This is a genomic window from Frankia sp. AgB1.9, assembly GCF_016786355.1.
GTDB lineage: Bacteria > Actinomycetota > Actinomycetes > Frankiales > Frankiaceae > Pseudofrankia.
The window spans coordinates 50,243-70,680 of the sequence record NZ_JADWYX010000001.1 but is presented as its reverse complement, the minus strand read 5'-3'; the positions used below and the strand labels follow the sequence as shown (position 1 = coordinate 70,680).

The following is a 20,438-nucleotide window of genomic DNA, read 5'->3' as shown; positions in this document are numbered from 1 at the left end:
GACGGGGATGGGTGTGAGCGCATCAGGGGGGATCGCGCCTGGCGAGTTGTGGGTCCTCGGGGAGGGTCTGAATCCCGAATCAGCCGCTGGCGCGGAACCGGTCGCAGGCGAGGACGACGACACGACGCCGGGATTCCCGCCCGGTAGCCAGGTGCTGATCCGAGACGAGCTGTGGCTCGTGCGGAAGGTGACACGGACGACGCGGGACGGCTGGATGGTCGAGGTCACCGGCGTCTCGTCGTTCGTGCGCGGCACGGACGCGGTGTTCTACGAGTCTCTTGACGAGATCAGGGTGCTGGACCCACGCGAGACGACGCTGGTGGCGGACGGCTCAGCGAACCATCTCAGGGCCAGGCTGTTCCTGGAGGCGGTGATCCGCAAGACGTTCCTGCCGCAGACCGAGCACGGCCTGGCTCTGGCCGACCGCTTCCTGATGGACGAGCAGAAGCACCAGTGGCGGCCCGCCGAGCTGGCATTGTCCATGCGCAACCCGCAGCCGCGGCTCCTGATCGCCGACGCGGTTGGCCTCGGCAAGACGCTGGAGATCGGAATTCTCCTGGCCGAGCTGATTCGCCGAGGTCGCGGCGAGCGCATCCTGGTCGCGACACCGCGGCAGGTGCTCGAGCAGTTCCAACGAGAGCTGTGGACCCGGTTTGGCCTGCCGCTCGTGCGACTGGACTCGACGGGCATCACCCGGGTGCAGCAGGAGATCCCAGCCGGCCGCAACCCGTTCGCCTACTTCAAGCGTGTGATCGTCTCGGTGGACACGTTGAAGGACCCGATCTACGCGCCGCACCTGGAGGGTACGGACTGGGACGCGGTGGTGATCGACGAGTCGCACAACCTGATCAACCGGGGCGCGCAGCGCAACGAGCTGGCCCGGCTGCTGGCACGGAACACCGACGCTCTGGTTCTGGCGTCGGCGACACCTCACAACGGCGACGCTCGCTCGTTCGCCGAGCTGATCGGCCTGCTCGACGAAGCCGCGATCGCGGACCCGAGAAAGTACGAGCCCGACGAGCTCAAGCACCTGTACATCCGGCGGACGAAAACGTCGACGGAGGTGCGCGACGGGCTGCGTGACGCCTGGGCTGACCGGCTTCCGCCGGTCAGCCGTCCGCTGCCGGCGACGGCCGCGGAGGAGGCCGTGCTCGACGAGCTCCGGGCGCACTGGCTGCCCCTCGACGAGCGGGCGCCGACCGCCGCACAGACGAAGCTTGATGCCTACCAGCTGTTGAAGGTGTTCCTTTCTTCGCACAAGGCGCTGCTGTCGACGATCGAGAACCGGTTGAAGACGTTGGACGAGGGACCGGCACGGCCGAAGCGGTCGGGCTTGCTTTCCAAGCAGGCCTCCGCCGACACCCCAGCGCCGTCTACTGCCCGCCTCGCGGCGCGCGCCGCGGAGCGCGAAGCGCTGCTACGGCTGAAGGAGGCAGCTGAAGGGATCGGCGACGATGACTCGGCGAAACGGGCGGGCCTGGTAGCGCGACTACAGGAACTGAAGGTCGGCCCCGGTTCCGGCGTGCGGGTCGTGGTGTTCTCCGAGAGCGTCCCGACGCTGAACTGGCTGGCCGACACGGTCCCACCGTTGCTCGGTTTCACTCGCGACGAGATCGCCGATGAGGAGGACCGAAAGAAGCAGCCCTGGAAGGCGTTCGCCGGCGCCGTCCAGGTGATGCACGGCGACGTGAACAGCGAGGACGAACAGCGGGAGCTGATCGAGAAGTTCGGTCTGCGCGATGACCCGGTGCGGCTGCTGTTCACCGGCGACGTCGCCTCCGAGGGCGTGAACCTGCACCAGCAGTGCCACGAGCTGATCCACTATGACCTGCCCTGGTCGCTGATCCGGATCGAGCAACGCAACGGCCGCATCGACCGTTATGGCCAGCGCGAGCGCCCAGAGATCACCGCCTTGCTCCTCACCAGTGACAAGCCCTGGCGTCCTGACAGTGCGGGCAATTCACGCACGCTGGACGACCGGCTCGTCGGAGCCCGGTTGCTGGAGCGGGAAGAGGAGGCACACCGCATCGACGGCTCCGCCGACGCGGTCACCGGACTCTTCAAGGCAGACGAGGAGGCGAACCGGCTGATCCGCGACCTGGTCGCTGGCCGCACGGTGCAGGAGTCGATCGCACAGTCGCGGCAGAGCGCGGCCGGGTTCCTTGCCGGACTGCTGGGCCAGGTCGGCGCCGCGCCAGCTCACGCTGAGGTTCCTCGTGCCGAGGTGCTGACCGTGTTCCCCACGACCGAGGACTATTTCGAGGCGGCACTCGACCTGATCTGCCAGCCGAACCCGGAGGTGGCGCTCAAGCTGCGCCATGAGGCGGACGGCACGGTCGCGTTCGAGCCGACGCCGGAGCTGGTCCACCGGCTGCGGGCGCTGCCGCGTTCCTACCTGGACGAGCAGCGGATTCTGCCCGTCGGCGAGGAACCCGGCCGGGTGAGGGTCACGTTCTCGAACCGGCTCGCCGAGGAGCGGCTGAAGGCGGCGCGGGAGAGCTCGACGAGCCAATGGCCGACGGTGGGCTATCTGACGGACATTCACCCGATCCTGGACTGGGTGACCGACAAGGTACTTGTCGAGGTGGGTCGCAATCAGGCCCCGGTCCTCGCCGCCGACGTCGCCGAACCGGTCTTCCTGATCCAGGGCATCTACTCCAACGCGCTCGGCCGGCCGACCGTCGTCGAGTGGATGGCAGTAAGCGGGCTGCCCGGCAAGCCCCGCACGGAACGGCTCACCCAGTCCCTGCTGAGGAGCTACGGCGTCGGACCGTGGATGCCGGGCCGCGCCACGCCGCTGGACCTCGCCGGGCTGACGAGCCTCGTCGCGCCAGCCGTGGACGAAGCGGATCGCCACCTGCGCGCTGCGCGAGCCAACTACGACGAGCAGATCGCGGCCACGCTGGCGCCCTACCGCCAGCAGGTCGACTCCTGGCGGTCGCGCCAGCTGGAGCTGTTCGTCTCCGCACAGACCGGTGACTCCAAGACGAGGCAGCGGATCGACAAGACGACACAGCGGCTGCGGAAACTGACGGACTCGCTGGAGACGGCCAGCGAGCCGCTGCTGCGCGTGCTGGCTGTCCTGGAACCTCGCGCCGGTGCCATGGCAGACGGGAGTGCCCGGTGAGCGCGGCCTACGACTCGCTGGTGAACCGGGGCGAGTACCTGTCCGCGTTCTACGTGGCCGAGGAGCTCGGCGAGTATCTGCGCAAGAACGTCTTCGCTGGCTGGTCCCGCCGGGAGACCGACGAGTACGACCGCCGGTCGACCCCGCGTCAACGGCTGCGGGCGCTGCGCGGCGACTACTTCAGCGATGACGTCCGCGAGTACCTTTCCGCCGCGGCGGCCACCGCAGGCACGGCCGGGCGGGTCCAGGACGTTGTCGACGATCCCCAATGGGAGAAGCGGCTGACCGTCTGGCACCACGCGCTGCTGGAGGCCCTCGGCTTTCGCCCGGAACCCACCGAGCTGACCGTGCATCGCGCGGGCCGCGACCACACCGTGCAGGTCGCGTTCCACGGCGATGGCATCGTCGCGGTCGACTGTGGCTGGGCGCCCACACTGGACGCCGCGCTCGATCCTGACGGACCAGGCAGCCGGCTGCTCGCTCCGCTGCGCGCAAGCGGCGCCGAACACTACGACACCGGCACCGCGCTGGCCGGCTGGCTGTTCCAGGGCGAGCTGGGTGGCCAGGGCGGGCCGACCCCTCGGTTCGTGCTGCTCCTGCACGGCGGCGTAGTCATCCTCGCCGACAGGCGCACCTGGTACGAAGGCCGCTACCTGGCCGCGATCCTCGACGTCGCGCTGGAACGCAATGACCGCGCTCAGCAGGGCGAGCTGGCCACGTTGGCCGCGTTGTTCTGTCACGAGACGCTGCGCCCAGGCGACAACGACACCGCGACCGTGCTCGATGACATCCTCCGCAAGTCGGGCACGAGCGCCGCCGGCGTCGACAAGGACCTGCGCCACGGTCTGAAGAAGTCCGTGGAGATCCTCGCCAACGAGGTTCTCCTCCGCATGGCCGAGCCGTCGAACGCCATCACGCCGGCGGAGCTCGAAGACCCGAGGACGCCATTCGCCCGGGAGCTCACCCGCGAGTGCCTGCGGTATCTCTACCGGATCATCTTCCTGCTCTTCGCCGAGGCCCGTCCCGAGCTGGGCATCGTCCCGGCCGACGACACGACCTACGAGGCGGGCTACTCGATGGCCCACCTGCGCGAGCTTGTCGCCGGCGACCGCAAACTCATCGACACGGACGCGGCCGAGGGCTTCTATCTCTACCAGTCGCTGCGGGTGCTGTTCGACGCCGTCAACGACGGCCACCCCGCACAGCCAGGCACCAAGGCCGCCGCCCGGCGTCGGGTGCCGGCGGTGACCCGCAGTGGCGTGGACAAGGGACTGCGCTTCGAGGGACTGCGCAGCGAGCTGTTCGACCCGGCCGCGATCCGCCTGATCCGCGACGACGTTCCCGACCCGCGCTTCGACGACGGCAGCGGGCGGCGGCTCGACCTGCGTCCCCGGAATGACGCCCTGCACCGGGTCCTGCGGCTGCTCACCATGAAGGAGGCCGCCACCGGCCGGGGCGCGCCACGCGCCGGGCGCCGGGGTGGGTTCATCTCCTACCGGAACCTGGGCATCAACCAGCTCGGGGCGGTCTACGAAGGGCTGATGTCCTACACCGGCACCATCGCCGGTGAGCCGCTCAACGAGGTACGCAAGAGCGGCAAGGGCGAGCAGGGCACCTGGCTGATCCCGGCCCGGCTGCAGGACAAGTACCCGGAGTCCGCGCTGGTGAAGTACGACGAGGCCGACCAGCTCGACGGCAAGCGTGGTCCCGTCGTCCACGAGACCGGTTCGTTCGCCTACCGCCTCTCCGGGCGGGATCGCGAGACGACCGCCTCCTACTACACCCCTGAGGCACTGACCAAGGTCACCGTCGAGCTGGCCCTCAAGCACCGCCTCGACCAGCAGCTCGACGCCGACGGCGGCACGATCAGGACCCGGGCCGCTGAGCTGCTTCGATGGAGGGTCTGCGAGCCAGCGCTCGGCTCCGGCGCGTTCCTCAACGAGGCCATCAACCAGCTGGCCGACGAGTACCTCAAGCGCCGGCAGGAGGAGCGCGGCGAGACGATCCCGACCCGCCAGCTGGTCACCGAGAAGCAGCGCGTCAAGGCGTACATCGCGCTGCACAACGCCTACGGCGTCGACCTCAACCCCGCCGGCATCGAGCTGGCCGAGGTCTCGCTCTGGCTGAACACGATGCACCGCGGCATGCGCGCACCCTGGTTCGGCCTGCACCTGCGCCGCGGCAACTCCCTCATCGGCGCCCGGCGCGCCGTGTACTCGGCCGCCGACGTCACCTCGCCAGCGAAAGCCTGGCTGAAGGCCAAGGGCGGGCTCGCGCCGACACCGCTGCCGTTCCAGGCCGACGGCCAGCGACAGGCGCTTCCGGCGGGCGCCGTGCACCAGTTCCTACTCCCCAACCCTGGTTGGGCCGCCATCACCGGCGGCAAGGAAGCCAAGGAAGCCCGGCCGCTCGCTGAAGAGCAGCTCACGCGACTCGGCACGTGGAAGAAGGGCATCCTGCAACGCCCGAAGGCCACCGGGGGCAGGTCATCCGAGGCCAACCGGCTGCGCGACGCGGCCCGCCGGGTCGAGTTCCTGTGGTCGCTGGTCATCAGGCGGATGGAGATCTCCGAAGAGGCCATCGCCCGCCGCATCGACGTCTGGGGGGCCGCGCCCGACGACGAGGAGTTCGGCTTCCTGCGCCGCCCCCAGCACGCCGTTCCCAAGGAACAGGTTCTCGAAGACCTTTTCCTGGCCGCCGACACGCCCTACTGGCGGCTGAAGAAGGTCATGGACGCCTGGTGCGCCCTCTGGTACTGGCCGCTCGACAAGGTCGACCTCCTGACCGGTGCCACCCCGGAGTACGGCCCCGGAAGCGAGGTCAGCTCCGCAAGTCTCGGCGAGGTGCCCACCGGGCCGCCGACGAGCGCCGTTGCGTCCCAGCTCGACCTCCTGGCCGCGCTGCTCGGATCTGATCCGGACGAGGGAGCATTGGAGGAGGCGGCGCAGCCGATCGGCTACGACCCGCCCGCAGAGGTGCTCATCCCCGAACAGCCGAACGCCGCCGCCGTGCCAGGGGTGCCTGATCGGCCCGCGGTACAGGTCCGAGAGGTCGGGCCACCGGCGAAAAGCCCTAAGGAGAAGGACTCCTCGAAGGGCCGCAGGGCAACCGCCGCGGCGCCGCGCACTGCCGTGCCACTCCTGAGCCTGAACAACTGGCTGGATTTCCTGGAGGCGATGCTCGGCAGCGCCGACATCCCCGACGACACCCTGTTCAAGGACCTCACCACCCTCGACCAGCTCAAGGTCTACGAGGAGACCCTCCCCGCCCTCATGGGCATGGGCCTCGGCGACCCCGAGGAACGTTTCCCCTGGCTCCACACCGTCGAGGACATCGCCACCCGCGAAGGCTTCCTGCACTGGGAGCTGGAGTTCGCCCACGTCTTCACCCAGTCCGGCGGCTTCGACCTCCAGGTCGGCAACCCACCCTGGGTCCGGCCACAGTGGAAGGAGAACGCCGTCCTGGCGGAGTCCGACCCCTGGTTCGAGACCGAGGAGAAGCCGACTGCGAAAGATCGGGCCGAGCGTCGCGAGGAGCTGCTGAGCCACGCCGAGGCGTCCCAGAGATTCCTCACCGAACTGACGAAGGTCAGCGCCCAGGTCGCCTACCTCAGCTCGCCGCAGGTCTACCCGTTGATCGCTGGCACGCAGCCAGACCTATACCGCGCCTTCATGTGGCAGACGTGGATTCATAGCAGCCTGGCCGGAACGATCGGCATGCTTCACCCTGATACCCATTTCACCGGCGACAACGAAGGGAAAATCCGCGAGGAGGCGTATTCTAGGCTGCGCGTCCACGGCGACTTCGTAAATGCTGGACGCTTCTTCCCTCCACCCATCGGACATTCATCTCACTTTGGCGTTCACATCTATGGATCGCCGAGGGAGATTTACTTTGACAATCTCTCCTGGCTGGTCTCCCCGGACGCACTTCGCTCGTCGAAGAGTCACGATGGGTCGGGCGAGGTACCAGGCGTCCGGTATCGGAATGCCGAGTACGACGAGCGACCACACAGATCTCGCGTGGTCGAGATCACCCCAGAAACACTCCGGATCTGGCAGCGCCTCCTGGACGACAAGGCGCAGCCTCACCAGCAGGCACGTCTGCTGTCTCCCGTGAGCACCGGTGAGGCTGACGCGATCGCGGCTCTCGCTGCCTACCCGCTCCGGCTCGGCGCGTTCGACGCCCCGATCGCTCGCGGCTTCGACGAGGCCGGCGCGAAGGAGGCCGGCTTGATCGACTACGATCGGTCGTCGAGTTCCGGGGGCGAGTATCAGCCAGCGGACTGGGGCGAAGTGATTCTCAAGGGAGTGCAGATCGCCACCGCGACGCCCGTCTTCAAGCGCCACGACGCGAACCCGAACGATCCGTACGGCTACAACCTGGTGGAACTGCCTCCTGATTTCGTACCTGACACGCCGTATGTACCGGTTGAAGACAACCGTGCCGCATTCGATGCCGCCCGTGACCGGGACCAATGGGTCGATCACGCGGTCCTCGACCGCCTCCGGGAAGACCCTGAGACCGTTGCCAGGCTGAGGTACGACGTATCGTCGACGACCGATCTGATTGGCCCTGATTTCGACCTCGCCGTCGAGGCCAGGCTGGCGGACGAGGCCCGGCGTCCGTACACCCACTTTTACCGCCTCGCATGGCGGGCCCAAATCGCACCTGACACGGAGCGGGCCCTCTACGGTGCGCTCATCCCACCGGGTGCGTCGCATGTTCACGGTGTGCACAGCACTGCCCTGCCAGAACCACGGCATACTGTGCTGCTCGGCGGATTTTGGTCGTCCCTTCCCGTGGACTACTTCCTTCGTGCGACGGGGCTTGGCCACGTACAGGTCAACAGCGCGAAATCCATGCCGGCCCCGAACCGTCATTACCCGCTGGCATCCGCGCTGCTGCTGCGGACCCTGCGTCTGAACTGCCTGACGAGCGCCTACGCCGATCTCTGGGCGGAGCTGTTCGACCCGGCCTGGCCTCAGATCGAGAATTGGGCGCTACGCTGGCCCGATCTGGCGGATCTCAACGATGTGACGCCCAATTGGCGGTGGAGCACGCCGCTGCGCTCCGAATACGCTCGCCGGGCGGCGCTGGTCGAGATCGACGCGCTGGTCGCGGTGTGGATCGGGATGAGTGCGGACGCGCTCATCGCGGCCTACCGGGGGCGGTTCCCGGTGCTGCAGAAGTACGACTCGGTGACGTGGTTCGACGCGGACGGGTGGAAGATCGCGGGTAACGCACGGACATACGGCCAGCGGCAGACCAAGGAGAGCTGGGCGCAGTTCGCGGCCTACCGCGAATTCCAGGATCCTACGGAACCGCCGAAGGATCCCAGGAAAGTGCCAAAGGGCTACACCGGCCCCTTCTACCAGGCCAACCGCGAGCAGGAGATGCGCGCGGCACACGCGGTGTTCCAGCAGCGGCTCGATGACGCGGTCACGCGCGGCGAGTGGGATCCGGTGACCCGCGAGGTGCCGAAGCGATGAAGCCGACATTGGAGGCGCAGGGGCTCAAGGAGAGCCTGCTGCAGTACCTGACAACCACCTATGCGCTCGCTGACGAGGGCGCGAGGGAGGCCCTGCACCGTTTTCTGGGCGACGAGACCTCCGGAATGTTCCGAGGCCCGTTCCTGCGGGTCCGGACTCCGTTCGCCCTGGCCGAACCAGGCTGGGAGCAGCACCTCGAATGGCGCCCGGAGCGCTTCTTCCCCTATGCGCATCAGGCAGCGGCGTTCGCCCGGCTGACCTCGGCGCAGGGCCACGTGCCGGAGCCGACGCTGGTCACGACGGGCACCGGCTCGGGCAAGACGGAGTCGTTCCTGTACCCCGTGCTGGACCACTGCCGCCGCGAACGGGCCGTTGGCAGGGCCGGTGTGAAGGCCGTGCTCCTGTACCCGATGAACGCGCTGGCGACGGACCAGGCGAACCGGATCAACGAGCTTCTCACGATCCATACCAGGGATCTGAACCAGGTCTGGGCGGGCCTCTACATCGGTGATAAGGCCGCCGTGACCTACGACCGGGTGCTGACGAGCCGGTCGGACATGCGCCTGTCGCCGCCGGACATTCTGATCACGAACTACAAGATGCTGGACCAGCTCCTGCACCGCGGCGAGGACGTGGCGCTGTGGGCGGGCGCGGACATCCGCTACGTCGTCGTCGACGAGTTCCACACCTACGACGGGGCGCAAGGCACGGACGTCGCGATGCTCCTGCGCCGGCTCGCCTCGGCGGTGGGCGCCGCGGAGCCCGGCCGGCCGTTGGGAGCGATCTGCCCGGTGGCGACGTCGGCGACGCTGGCGTCCGCTGGCGAGTCCGGCCTGCGCGATCTGCTCGACGTGGCGAGCCAGGTGTTCGGCACCGCCGTCACGGCGGACGCGGTGATCGGGGAGAGCCGGCAGTCGGTAGACGACTTCATCCCGTCCGGTGATCTGATCCATCAATCGCTCCCCACACCAGAGGAACTGCTCGCGCTACCGAATCCGTCGACGACGGACGACGGCTTGGCCCGGCTGGCCGCGGCCGTGACCGACGAGGAGAACCTGGACCCGTTCGCGCTGGCGGAGCGGCTGCGTCACCATGTGCTCACCAGGGCGGTGCTGCTGGCACTCGGGGACGAGGTGCGGACCGGTCCGGAGATCCTGGACCTGATGTGGCGGCACGGCGCCGCGAACTGGTCGGAGGCGGTCACTCGCCGGCCGGAGAAGGCGGCCGAGGCGCTGGCCCGGTTCGTCGCCCTGCTGTCCTGGGCCCGTGATCCGGCTTCGCGCGGCGAGCGGACGCCGCGGCCCTTCGTGCACGTCGAGGTGCACCAGTGGGCCCGCGCCGTGTCGCAGCTGCTGCGCGGTGTACTGCCGTGGCCGCGGGCAGAGTTCCGGTGGGATGTGGCCGGCACGATGGCCGCTGTCCCCGACGATGGGGGCCGCGTGCTGCCGGCCGCGACGACGACGGCGGTCCAGGCGGCGAACGTGTTCCTGCCGGCGGTCTATTGCCGGGCATGCGGCCGGTCGGGCTGGGCGGTGTTCTCGCCGGAGAGCGATGACGCCGTCGTCGAGTTCGACACCTTCAAGATCCGTCGGGCGTCAGTCGGCCCGGACAAGCTGCGGGTCCGCGCTCTGATCGCGGCGACCGACGAGGAGGCGTTGGCCGGCGCACGGCTCGGCCGGCCCGGCGCCCGCACCGGTGGGTCGACGCTGCTGTCCGTGGGCGGAGAGGTGCAGGTCCTGGACACGATGACGCAGCGGCTGCGGATACCCGTTCTCGACCGGGACTTCGACCCTGAGAAGCGGACGCCTCGGCTAGCGCCAGACAGCGCGTTCGTCCTCGTGCAGCTCGGCCCGTCGGCGAACACGGCCGCGGAGCAGGATTGGTGCCCGGCGTGCGGCGAACGCAACGCGATTCGTTTCCTGGGCACCGGTCCGGCGGCGCTCGCCGCCGCGTCGATCACGCAGCTCTTCACGTCCGGTGAGCTGGACCGCTCGCTGCACGAGGACAAGACGTTGATGTTCAACGACTCGGTCCAGGACGCAGCCCACCGAGCCGGGTTCGTCGCGACTCGGTCCTTCACGTTCTCGCTGCGCGCGCTGCTGGTCAGCCGGCTGTCAACGGACGCGCCGACCGCGCTCAACGACCTGATCGCCGATGTGATCACGGCGGTCGACGAGGCACCGGCTGAGGACAAGACGCTGTCCGCCGTGGTGCCGCCGGATCTGCATGGGCTGCGCCCGGTGGAGCGGCTGCTGTCCGGCAAGGGTGGTGACCGGGCGACCTGGGATCTGATCGGGCAGCGCCTCGCCTTCGACACGCTGATGGAGTTCGGTTTCCGCTCGCGGAATGGCCGCACCCTGGAGCTGACTCGCACTGCCGCGGCGCACGTCCTCATGCGGGATCCCGCAGGCGCGGCCGCGATGGCCCGCGAGATCCATCGTGGGCTCGGTCGCACGGAGATGCAGGTCCAGGAGCAGGACGACGCACGTTACCTGGCGTTGCTGCGAGTGTTCCTGGAACGTCTGCGCACCCGGGGCGCGGTGGCGCACCAGTGGCTGGGCGGCTACCTCGATGAGGCGGGAACCAACCGCTACCAGGTCTGGGGCGGAAGGCCACTGGGCATGCGCGCGTTTCCGCGCGGAATTGCCGCGCCGAAGTTCCTACTCGCAAAGCCGAAGAACCGCACCGAGTTCGATGTCGCCACCGGCCGGCTGTCCTGGTACGAGCGGTGGGCGCAGCGCTGTCTGGAGGTGACCCGCGACCAAGCCGACGAGTTCTGGAGCGAGGCGCTGCCCGCGCTCGTGCGGGCCGGTCTGCTCGCGGTGCACACGCCGCTCGACAGCTCGGCTCGCGTCTACGGTCTGCTACCGGGAGCCATCGAAGCGGAGCTCCTGACGGATGACAAGGTACGGGTCGCCTTCGTCCGCTGCCCCGTGTGCTTCTGGGAGCAGACGGTGCACCCGTCGCTGCTCGACCAGTGGCGTGGCCAGCCGTGCCCGTCCTACCGGTGCCGCGACGGCCGGCTCGTTGCCGGTGACCAGCCGGCCGGGCTCGGCCGTCATCACCGCGACCGTGACTACACCCAGGACTACTACCGGCGCTTGTACCGGACCGCCGGCCCGTACCACGTGATCACCGCCGAGCACACGGGGATGCTGACCCGGCCGCAGCGGGAGCGGGTCGAGAAGGCCTTCCGCGACGGGGAGGGGTTCAAGGCTCCGAACGTGCTGTCGTGTACACCGACGCTGGAGCTGGGCATCGACGTCGGGGATCTGTCGGCGGTGGTTTTGGCGGCGCTGCCTCGCCGGCCGGCCAACTACGCCCAGCAGGTCGGCCGGGCCGGGCGCCGGACGGGCAACGCGTTCCTGCTGACGATCCTGGACCGGCGGCGGCGGGACCTCTACTTCATGGACCAGCCGAAGGACATGATCGCTGGGACGATCGTTCCGCCGGGCTGCTACCTGTCCGCGGTGGAGATCCTGCGCCGCCAGTACCTGGCGCACCTGCTGGACCTGGCCGCCGCGGGCCGGCTGCCACGGCCGGACGAGGTGCCGCTGCGCCCGCTGCCGACGCGGGCGCCCAAGCTCTTCGGCCCCTCGGGCTATCTGGTCGACCTGGTAACAGCCGCGCTCCATGACGGAGCCGCGCTCGTCGAGCGCTTCCTCGGTCTGTTCCCCACCGGTATCAGCGAGCAGGCCCAGGGCGAGCTGCGCGGCTATGCGACCGGCGGCCTCGCCGGAGCCGTCGAAGCGGCCGAGCGGGAGTGGCGCGGCAAGGAGGAGGCGCTGCGCAACCGGCTGCGCGCGATCGGCGAGGCCCGCGACGAGCTGCACGACAGCAACGAAGAACAGGCTGTGCTGAAGGCCGAGCTGGATGCCGAGCACCGCGCCGTCGGACGCCGGCTGCTCGACCTCGGTCAGACCCCGGCCTCGACCGCACTCTGCGATCTGGGGCTGTTGCCGAACTACGCGCTGATCGACGCGGTGACCACACTGTCAGCGGCGATCTACGGCCCGGAGAGCGTCGATCCCATCACCGGCAAGATCCGGTTCACGTCCGACCTGGTCGAGTACGAACGGCCGCGGCGGCTCGCGCTCTCGGAGCTGGCACCGGGCAACAGCTTCTACGTCAACGGCTACCGCCATCAGGTCACCGGTCTGGAGATTGCCACCGATGGGCGCCGGGACTGGCTGCGGTGGCGGTTCTGCCCCGAATGCGGCTACGTCCGCACCGACAACGCCACCGAGGACCGTTCCCCGTGCCCCAGGTGCAGTTCGGTCCAGATCGCTGACGACGGCTCGTGCCTGTTCCAGGTCGTCGAGCCGGTGACCGTCACCTCTCGGGACAAGCAGGAGGACGCCCGGATCAGCGACGACCACGACGAGCGCGAGCGGCGTTTCTACACCGAGGTCGACGCCGTCGACTTCCCCGCCGACCGGATCGAACCCGGATCGTGGCGGCACACCCATCAGACCTTCGGCGTCGACTACTGCCGCACCGCGATGATCCGCCGGGTCAACGTCGGCCCGATGCGCTTCGACGCCCAGGCGCGCGACCAGTTCGCGGGCCACCGGCTGCGCCTCGCTCCGTTCTTCGTGTGCACCGGCTGCGGCGCGGCGACCGCCGACGGCCAGCCCGTGTTCAACCCACCGTCAGACGCGTTGTCCGAGTCGGCGACGCGCGACCCGGCTCTGCGGCATCACCGGCCGTGGTGCCCACTGCGTCGCGGTAAGCGCGACGCGGGCGTCACCCAGGAGCCGGTGCTGCTCGCCCACCAGCTGCGCACCGAGGCCCTGCGGGTGCTTCTGCCGGTGGCCAGCGCCGACGTCGACGAACGGGTCGAGTCACTGCGGGCCGCGTTGCGGATGGGCGTGGACCTGCACTTCGGCGGCGATCCACAGCACCTCGCCACGACGATCGCGTCCATGCCCGACCGGGCGACCGGTGAGCGACGCTGGTTCCTCGTCCTGTTCGACTCGCTACCTGGCGGGACTGGCTACCTCGACCGCCTCACCGCGCCGGACGCCATGCGCGACACCCTGCGCGCCGCCTACGACAAGCTGCTCGACTGCCCGTGCGCCGAGGAGCAGCGTCGAGCCTGCCACCGCTGTCTGCACCTGTACGCGCCGGAATCGCGACAGGACGTGGTCTCTCGTCGGGCGGCGCTGGCGATGCTGGAGCCTCTGCTGTTCGACGCGGGCGGCGGCGACGGCTGGGACGTCACCGCCATTGAGGACACCGGCACGGTTGGACTCGACCAGCAGGTCGAGTCCGACCTGGAGGCCCGCTTCCTCGCGACGCTAAGGACCTGGGCGCGGATCACCGACGATGTCGCGCTCGACGAGGAGGGCCACGCCAGCGGCCATCTCCGGTTCACCGCCGGCAACGAAGTCGTCCACTGGCGGCTCACCGCCCAGGACCCAGCCGACGGCACCCGGCCAGACTTCACGTTCACCCGGGTCGACGGGCCGCGACAGAAGGTCCACGTCTACCTCGAAGGGTTCCGGTTCCACGCCACCCACGCCCACAACCGGATCGCCCACGACGCCGCCAAGCGGGCCCGGCTCCGTGCCCGCCGCGACGTCGTCTTCCAGATCACCTGGGACGACCTGGACCTCTTCGGCGGCAGCCGGGAGGCGGTGCCCGTGTGGCCCCCCTATGGCGGGCAGGCTGAGGAGGCGGCGCGGGAGGGGTATGAACGGCTCGGTGGGCAGCGGGCCCAGCTCGGACCAACCGTCTTCGCCAATCCGATCGCGAGCCTGATCGCCTACCTGCGAGCGCCTGCTCCCACCCGCTGGCTCGGTCCGGCCGGCGCGATGGCCATGGGCCTCCTCCGATCGTCGGGCATCGAACAAGTCGTCACCACGGACCAGGCGAAGGACGTCGCCCGTGCGGTTCGCGGTGAGCTGCGTGCGCTCGCCGGCGACGGCAGACCATCCGCCGTGGTGCCCGATGGATCACCCGGACATCTGGTCGTCTTCCGGGCACGGGACGACGCCGGGTTGCCGCTCGTCGTCATCCTCGACATGTCGGAGCCGGAGGCACCGCGTTGGACCGTTCTCGCCATACTCGACGATCGTGACGCCGCGCTCGACGATCCTGCCCACCGGCTGCGCTGGCGGGCCTGGCTGTACTGGACGAACCTGACCCAGTTCCTCGCCTTCGGCGAGGGCGACGGCGTTCAGCTCGCCGCCAGCGAGGCAGCCGACTTCCCCGTCGAGGTCCTCCGGGCCTGTGACGGCATGGGTGAGCTCGACTCGCTGCCCGGAGTCCCCGCGCCGGACTTGCCGTCACCCGTCGCGGTCCCGGAGCAGCCTGTCCCAGCGGGCACGCCCTCGCACGGCGCCGACGCGCTGGCAGATCCCGGCTGGACCGACATCCTGGAGATACTGCGCGACGATCCAGCCGACAACCCCGATCTGCTCCGCCTCGCCGAGGCCCTCGTCGGCGTCGGCGCGCCGGCTCCCGTCTTCGGCTACGAGCTGGGCGCCCACCGCTGGCTCGCCGAGTTCGGCTGGGACGAACCGGCCAGGGCAGCAGTCGTCGTACCCCATGAGCCTGGCGACGACGAGGGTGAACGACGCGTCGCCGCGTACCTTGCCGCCGGCTGGACGGTGAACACCGCCGTCGGATGGCTTGAGCACCTCGAGGACCTGCGCACGCTGCTCCTCCCGGACCCGGAAGGCGCCTGATGACCGCCCGAGTCAGCATGTACCGCAAGGCCGAAGAGGAGCTCTACAAGCTCAGCCAGAAGGCGAAGGCGGACTACTTCAACTTCTGCCACCACTTCCGCGCCAACCCTGACCACCCCGGCCTGGACCTCAAGCCGCTCAAGGGTCATACGCACGTCTACCGGGCGAAGGTCGGCCCCGACCATCGCGCGCTACTGCTGCGCGCCGGCGTCGACGGGGACGGCACTCAGAACTGGCTGGTCATCGCGGTTCGAGATCGCAAGGACGTCTACGACGGGCTAAAGGTCGACATCAACCGGATCACCGGTGAGATCGAATGCGTCGATCTCACCGTTCTGGGAGACAGCAGCGTCCGTCGCGCGGACCTCGCCAGCGCGGCCCGTGGCCGGGTCGCGCCTCCGGTGCTCCCGGAACCCACGAAGCCCCGGCTCGCTGACTACGACGCCGAGCTTCTACTCAGCCTCGGCGTCGCCGAGGCGCTGGTCGACCTAGCGCTCCGTGTCACCACCGACGCCGAGCTGGATCTGCTGCTCACCGGCGCCCCGCCGCTGTCGAAGGACATCCTTTACGCGCTGGCCGCAGGTATGACAGTTGACGAGGTCCGCGCCGAGATCACCGCTCAGGTCCGCCTCAACGAGGAACCCGACCGCACCGACCTGCCCGCCGCTCTACGGCGCACCCAGGTCACCGCGGTGGACGAGACCCTTCAACAGGCCATCGAGGAGGGCGACTTCCGTGCCTGGAAGGTCTTCCTGCATCCCACCCAGCGTCGCGTCGCCTACGCGAACTACCGCGGACCCGCACGTGTCTCCGGCGGGCCGGGTACCGGTAAGACCATCGTCGCGCTCCACCGCGTCAAACACCTGGTAGAGAAGCTCCCGCCGGGTATCGACAAGCCAATCCTCCTCACGACCTACACGGCGAACCTGGCCGCTGACCTGCGCATGCGCCTCGCGTCGTTGATCGAGCCGGCGTTGCTCGCCCGCGTCGATGTCACGCACATCGACCAGCTCGCCGCCCGCGTCCTCGGCGAGAACACATCCACTCAACATCGCAAAAAGCGCGTCAGCGACCAGGTCGCCGCCAGCGAGCTCCGCCAGCTTCTCGCCGAGGTCAGCGAGATCCGCTGGGAAGCACCGTTCCTGTTCGACGAATGGGACCAGGTCATCCTCGGCCAGTCCGTCACCACCCGTGCCGACTACTTCGCGGTCCGCCGCGCTGGCCGCGGGACGGCCCTCACCCGAGTCGAACGCAACCAGGTCTGGAAGCTCGTCGAGCAGTTCACCGCCCGCCTCGACAAGCTCGGCATGGAGACCTGGGGGCAGGCTGCGGAGCGCGCGGCCCGCTACGAGACCGACCGGGCCCGCCGCGTCGCCGAGCGCGGCACCACGCCCGCGGACGACGACAGCTCAGGGCGGCGCAACCTGACGTGGCGCTACCGGCACATCGTCGTCGACGAGGCGCAGGACCTCCGGGCCGCGCATTGGAAGATGCTGCGGGCCATGGCCAACCCGGCGGGCCCCAACGACCTGTTCCTAGCTGGCGACACCCACCAGCGGATCTACGACCACTACGTCACGCTGGGTCCACTCGGCATCAACATCCGCGGCCGGTCGACCCGCCTCACCCTCAGCTACCGCAGCACCCGCGAGATCCTCGGCTGGGCCCAGCAGGTTGTCGACCCCGCCCACACCACCTACGACGACCTCGACGACGGCACGGACACTCTCGCTGGCTATCGCGCCATCCTCCGGGGCCGCGTGCCCGACGTCCGGGGGTACAGCTCCTGGGACAAGGAACTCGGCGGCCTCGTCGAAACCGTCTCCGCATGGCGGGCCGAGCTCAAGGCACTCACCCTCGACCCCACCGGCCGCATCGCCGTCTGTGTCGCCGACCGCGAGCGCGTCGCCGATGCCATCCACCACCTCACAGGCGCGGGACTCGCCTGCGCCGAGCTCACGAAGGACGGCCCCCAGGGCGACGGCGACATCCACGTCGGGACCATGCATCGCTTCAAAGGCCTCGAGTACCAGAAGCTCGCGATCACCGCCGTGTCCGCCGGTGTCATCCCCCGGGCCGCCATTGACCGCTACAAGGCCGAAGACCCGCCCCGCTACGCCCAGGAAGTTCGTAAAGCCCGCTCGCTGCTCTTCGTCGCCACCACGCGAGCCCGCGACACTCTTGTCATCAGCTGGAGCGTGACGCCTAGCCCCCTCTTGCCTTCCCGACCAGAGGGCACCTGATGTCGGCGAACAGAGCCATCACGTTGCCGCGCAACGGCCTGGTCCAACCTTCTTGGCCCCGACGCCGCCCGGGTCCCCAATGACGACTCCGACTAGATCGACAGAGTGCCGCGCGGGTGAGGCGGCGTGGGGGGCGCGGATGCTGGCGAGGTCGAGTTCGATGCGGCGTCCGTGGACGGTGACGACGATGCTGGCGGCGTCGGCGCCGGTGGCGGTGAGGTAGTCGTACAGGGTGGACAGGAGCATGTCCTCGCGGCTTTCGAGGCGGGAGACTGCGGCCTGGCCGACTCCGAGCTTTTTGGCGACCTCGGTCTGGGTCATCTGTGCCGCCTTGCGGATCATCGCAAGGTTCATGGCGTAGACCCGGTCCATCTCCTCGGCGGCGGCGTGCGCCTCGGCGACGTCGGCGGCGAGCTGCGGATCGGACAACAGCTGGTCCAGGCGCTCATTCCTACGGACGAACGTCGACGCCGGCCGGGGGGCGTCCTCGGTCATGGCTTCTCCTCAAAGGACGTCGCGCTTCCATTGGTCGATCATCGGATCAGCCCGGGTAGCGATCCCGTCGTAGAAAACGTCTCCCAACTCGGCCTGGTCAGCGCGAGAGCGTGCCGCACTGACCGAACTGTCGCCGGAGCGGATCGAACAACTTGGCGGCGTCGGCGACCGGAACGAGTGACACCATGCCGGTCCGTCCGACCCTGCGCTGCCTGCGCGAAGATCCGCACCTGTCGCCACGCCGGCCTGGAGCCCCCTCGACCAGGTTGACCACCCACTGCTGACCAAGGCCAACGAACAGTTCGCAGACTCGGACACACCGCACGAGCGGTACGCACCACCCCTATCGACGTGGCGGAGCCACTGCACCAGCACGAAGGGTCAGGCATGGGGCCGTCGTAGGGCTCCGTTATTAGGTCGCGATCAGCGAGTAGATCGAGCCGTCGGGCATCGCGGAATGGACCTCACGTGTATCTCCCCGCGTGGCAAGGCTGGGACTCGCGCTCACCTGCGGGCGCGCTTTCGAGGCGGTGAGACGTCGGGCGAAGGCCGCTTGGACTTCGAGGACGGCGTCCACGTCGCCGCTGGACAGTTGTTGGTCGAGGCTTGCTTCGACCCCGCAGCGAAGGGTCAACCTTTGGCCCTCGAAGGCGAAGGTGGCACTCGTCCCGCGCGCTGTGCCAAACGGGGTCTCATAGAACGGCCGTTCCCGTGGTCTGCGGTCCAGCCGCTGTCGCATGACCCTCGGGGCCCAGCGTTCGACGGCGGGCAGGTTGCCCGCGAAGTCAGCGAGCATCGCCCACGAACCAGGCAGCCCAGCATCCACCAGTTCTCCTGAGTCGACATCGCGAGCATTGTCGGCGATGCGGAAGCCTCGCACCTGCCGTACGCGCTCGGCTCGTACCTCGTAACTGGGCTCGTCCTCATCCTGGGGATCCAGCGCGAGATATCGCAACCCGTTGTCGGCCAGGATGGTGCTCACGGCCATGCCAGCCGGGACTCGGCCGTCCACCGTGAGCCCGCCGAGCTGCTCGACGGCGCTCGCCAGCTGTTGGATCGCATGCGCCGGGTACTTGGTGCCCTTGCATTCGACAGCCCGCACTCGGTAGCGCGAGGGAACGGAAGCGTCGTCCGCGATCAGCAGGTAGTCAGGGCGTCGCACCCCAGCCTTCTTCACCGGGTAGCGCTCCCCGCCTGCGCGTACGTGTCCGTCACGGAACGCAACATCGATGTCAAGCACTCGGATCACCTCGCCAGCGACGCCTGACCGCTCGAACCAGCGCTGGCTGAGAAGCGCGCCGAAGCCGATGCCCAGCTCTTCGGACGTGACCCTCCTCTGGTTGCCGACGACCCCGCGGCCCGGCTCGCTGACACACAGCTGCGGGACTTTATCGGAGGTCAGATCGAAGAAGCCGAGGTAGCGGAGGCGACCCCACTGCAGGTAGAGGTCGAGGAGGTCATCCTGATAACGAGGGCGAGTCACGTAGGAGAGCATGTGGAGCGCCTCGACTGGCCGAAGGCGAACACCCGATTCCAACCCGACGGCGGGCGCGAGGTCCTTGTCGGCGTTGAAGCCCTTCACACTCTGGATCTTGCTGACGAGTTCGTCGTCGCTGCTTCCGGACAAATGAATCTCGGTGTCAACAACCCGCAGGGCGTGGTCAAGGTCCATGCGCCAATGATGCCATTCAGGACCGCTGGCGCAGGTCGGCCCGCCGGACGCGATCAGCCTGTGGCGAGGCGGATACGCCAGTCGGCGACTCTCAACCGCAGGCCTGCCAGGTAGTCGGGGGTCGCACCGTAGACGGCGAAGTCGTCGTCATCATCGAGCCTGCCGATCAACCCGAGCATGGCCGCGAAATGCCGGCGGTCGAACCCGCGGTCAGCCTCGTGCGCGATCTCGCATAGGCGATCAAGAGTGTAGTGCCCGCCCATGATCGCGGCGTCGATGTCCAGGAAGTCGCGGGCGGCCGCGCGGTTGCACAATGCGTCGATCTTTCCTGCCATCACATCGTCCGGGTGAAGCACCGGGCCGATGTCCATCTGGACCGGTGGCTGGAACCGCCAGTTGGCGACCAGCTCGACGCGGTGCAGTTCGTCAGGCCGCTCCGGGTCCACCACATGTAGACGTGCCATCAGGTCGGCCTGCATCTCGATCTGGACGTGGAGGCCGTCGGCTCGGTATGCCGCGATCACGGCATCCACCGCAGCGGGGAAGTCCGCGCGCCTGTCCCAGTCCGCGAACAAGTCGACGTCCTCGCTGGGCCGCTGGAGAATCCCATGAGCCGCGACGGCGTGACCACCGGCGAGCGCGAACCCGAACGGACCGCCGACCTGAAGCCCGATCACCGCCAACCGACGGTGGATCGGTGGGTTCTGTGCCGCCATT

7 protein-coding genes are annotated in these 20,438 nt (G+C 68.9%); 4 read left to right on the top strand and 3 right to left on the bottom strand.

The features are described from left to right. The first annotated feature begins 13 nt into the window (after positions 1–13). From I6A60_RS00290 to I6A60_RS00275, 4 genes are read left to right on the top strand one after another with little or no spacing between them, the layout of a single operon-like run. Entirely contained in the window at positions 14–3,127 is a 3,114-nt protein-coding gene (locus I6A60_RS00290) for a DEAD/DEAH box helicase (RefSeq protein ID WP_307838627.1), read from the top strand. Continuing rightward, positions 3,124–8,619: an Eco57I restriction-modification methylase domain-containing protein gene (locus I6A60_RS00285; protein WP_203012969.1), complete on the top strand. Its 5,496-nt coding sequence runs from the start codon at positions 3,124–3,126 to the stop codon at positions 8,617–8,619. The genes I6A60_RS00290 and I6A60_RS00285 overlap by 4 nt, the downstream gene beginning before the upstream one ends. Next, complete coding sequence (locus I6A60_RS43080; protein ID WP_203012966.1) at positions 8,616–15,311, top strand: DEAD/DEAH box helicase; 6,696 nt, start codon at positions 8,616–8,618, stop codon at positions 15,309–15,311. The genes I6A60_RS00285 and I6A60_RS43080 overlap by 4 nt, the downstream gene beginning before the upstream one ends. Beyond that, positions 15,311–17,554 carry a UvrD-helicase domain-containing protein gene (locus I6A60_RS00275; protein WP_203012952.1) on the top strand — a complete coding sequence of 748 codons (2,244 nt, stop codon included), beginning with the start codon at positions 15,311–15,313 and terminating at the stop codon, positions 17,552–17,554. The genes I6A60_RS43080 and I6A60_RS00275 overlap by 1 nt, the downstream gene beginning before the upstream one ends. 18 nt (positions 17,555–17,572) lie before the next feature. On the opposite strand, the gene I6A60_RS00270 is transcribed toward I6A60_RS00275, so the two are convergent. From I6A60_RS00270 to I6A60_RS00260, 3 genes are all read right to left on the bottom strand, one after another. Beyond that, on the bottom strand, positions 17,573–18,049 hold the full coding sequence (locus tag I6A60_RS00270) for a helix-turn-helix domain-containing protein (RefSeq protein ID WP_203012947.1): 477 nt from the start codon (positions 18,047–18,049) through the stop codon (positions 17,573–17,575). Positions 18,050–18,461: 412 nt separating this feature from the next. Further along, positions 18,462–19,721 (bottom strand): hypothetical protein, encoded by a 1,260-nt coding sequence (locus tag I6A60_RS00265; protein ID WP_203012945.1) that lies wholly within the window; start codon positions 19,719–19,721, stop codon positions 18,462–18,464. 53 nt (positions 19,722–19,774) lie between these two features. Continuing rightward, positions 19,775–20,437: a nucleotidyl transferase AbiEii/AbiGii toxin family protein gene (locus tag I6A60_RS00260; RefSeq protein ID WP_374113343.1), complete on the bottom strand. Its 663-nt coding sequence runs from the start codon at positions 20,435–20,437 to the stop codon at positions 19,775–19,777. Position 20,438: the final 1 nt, after the last annotated feature.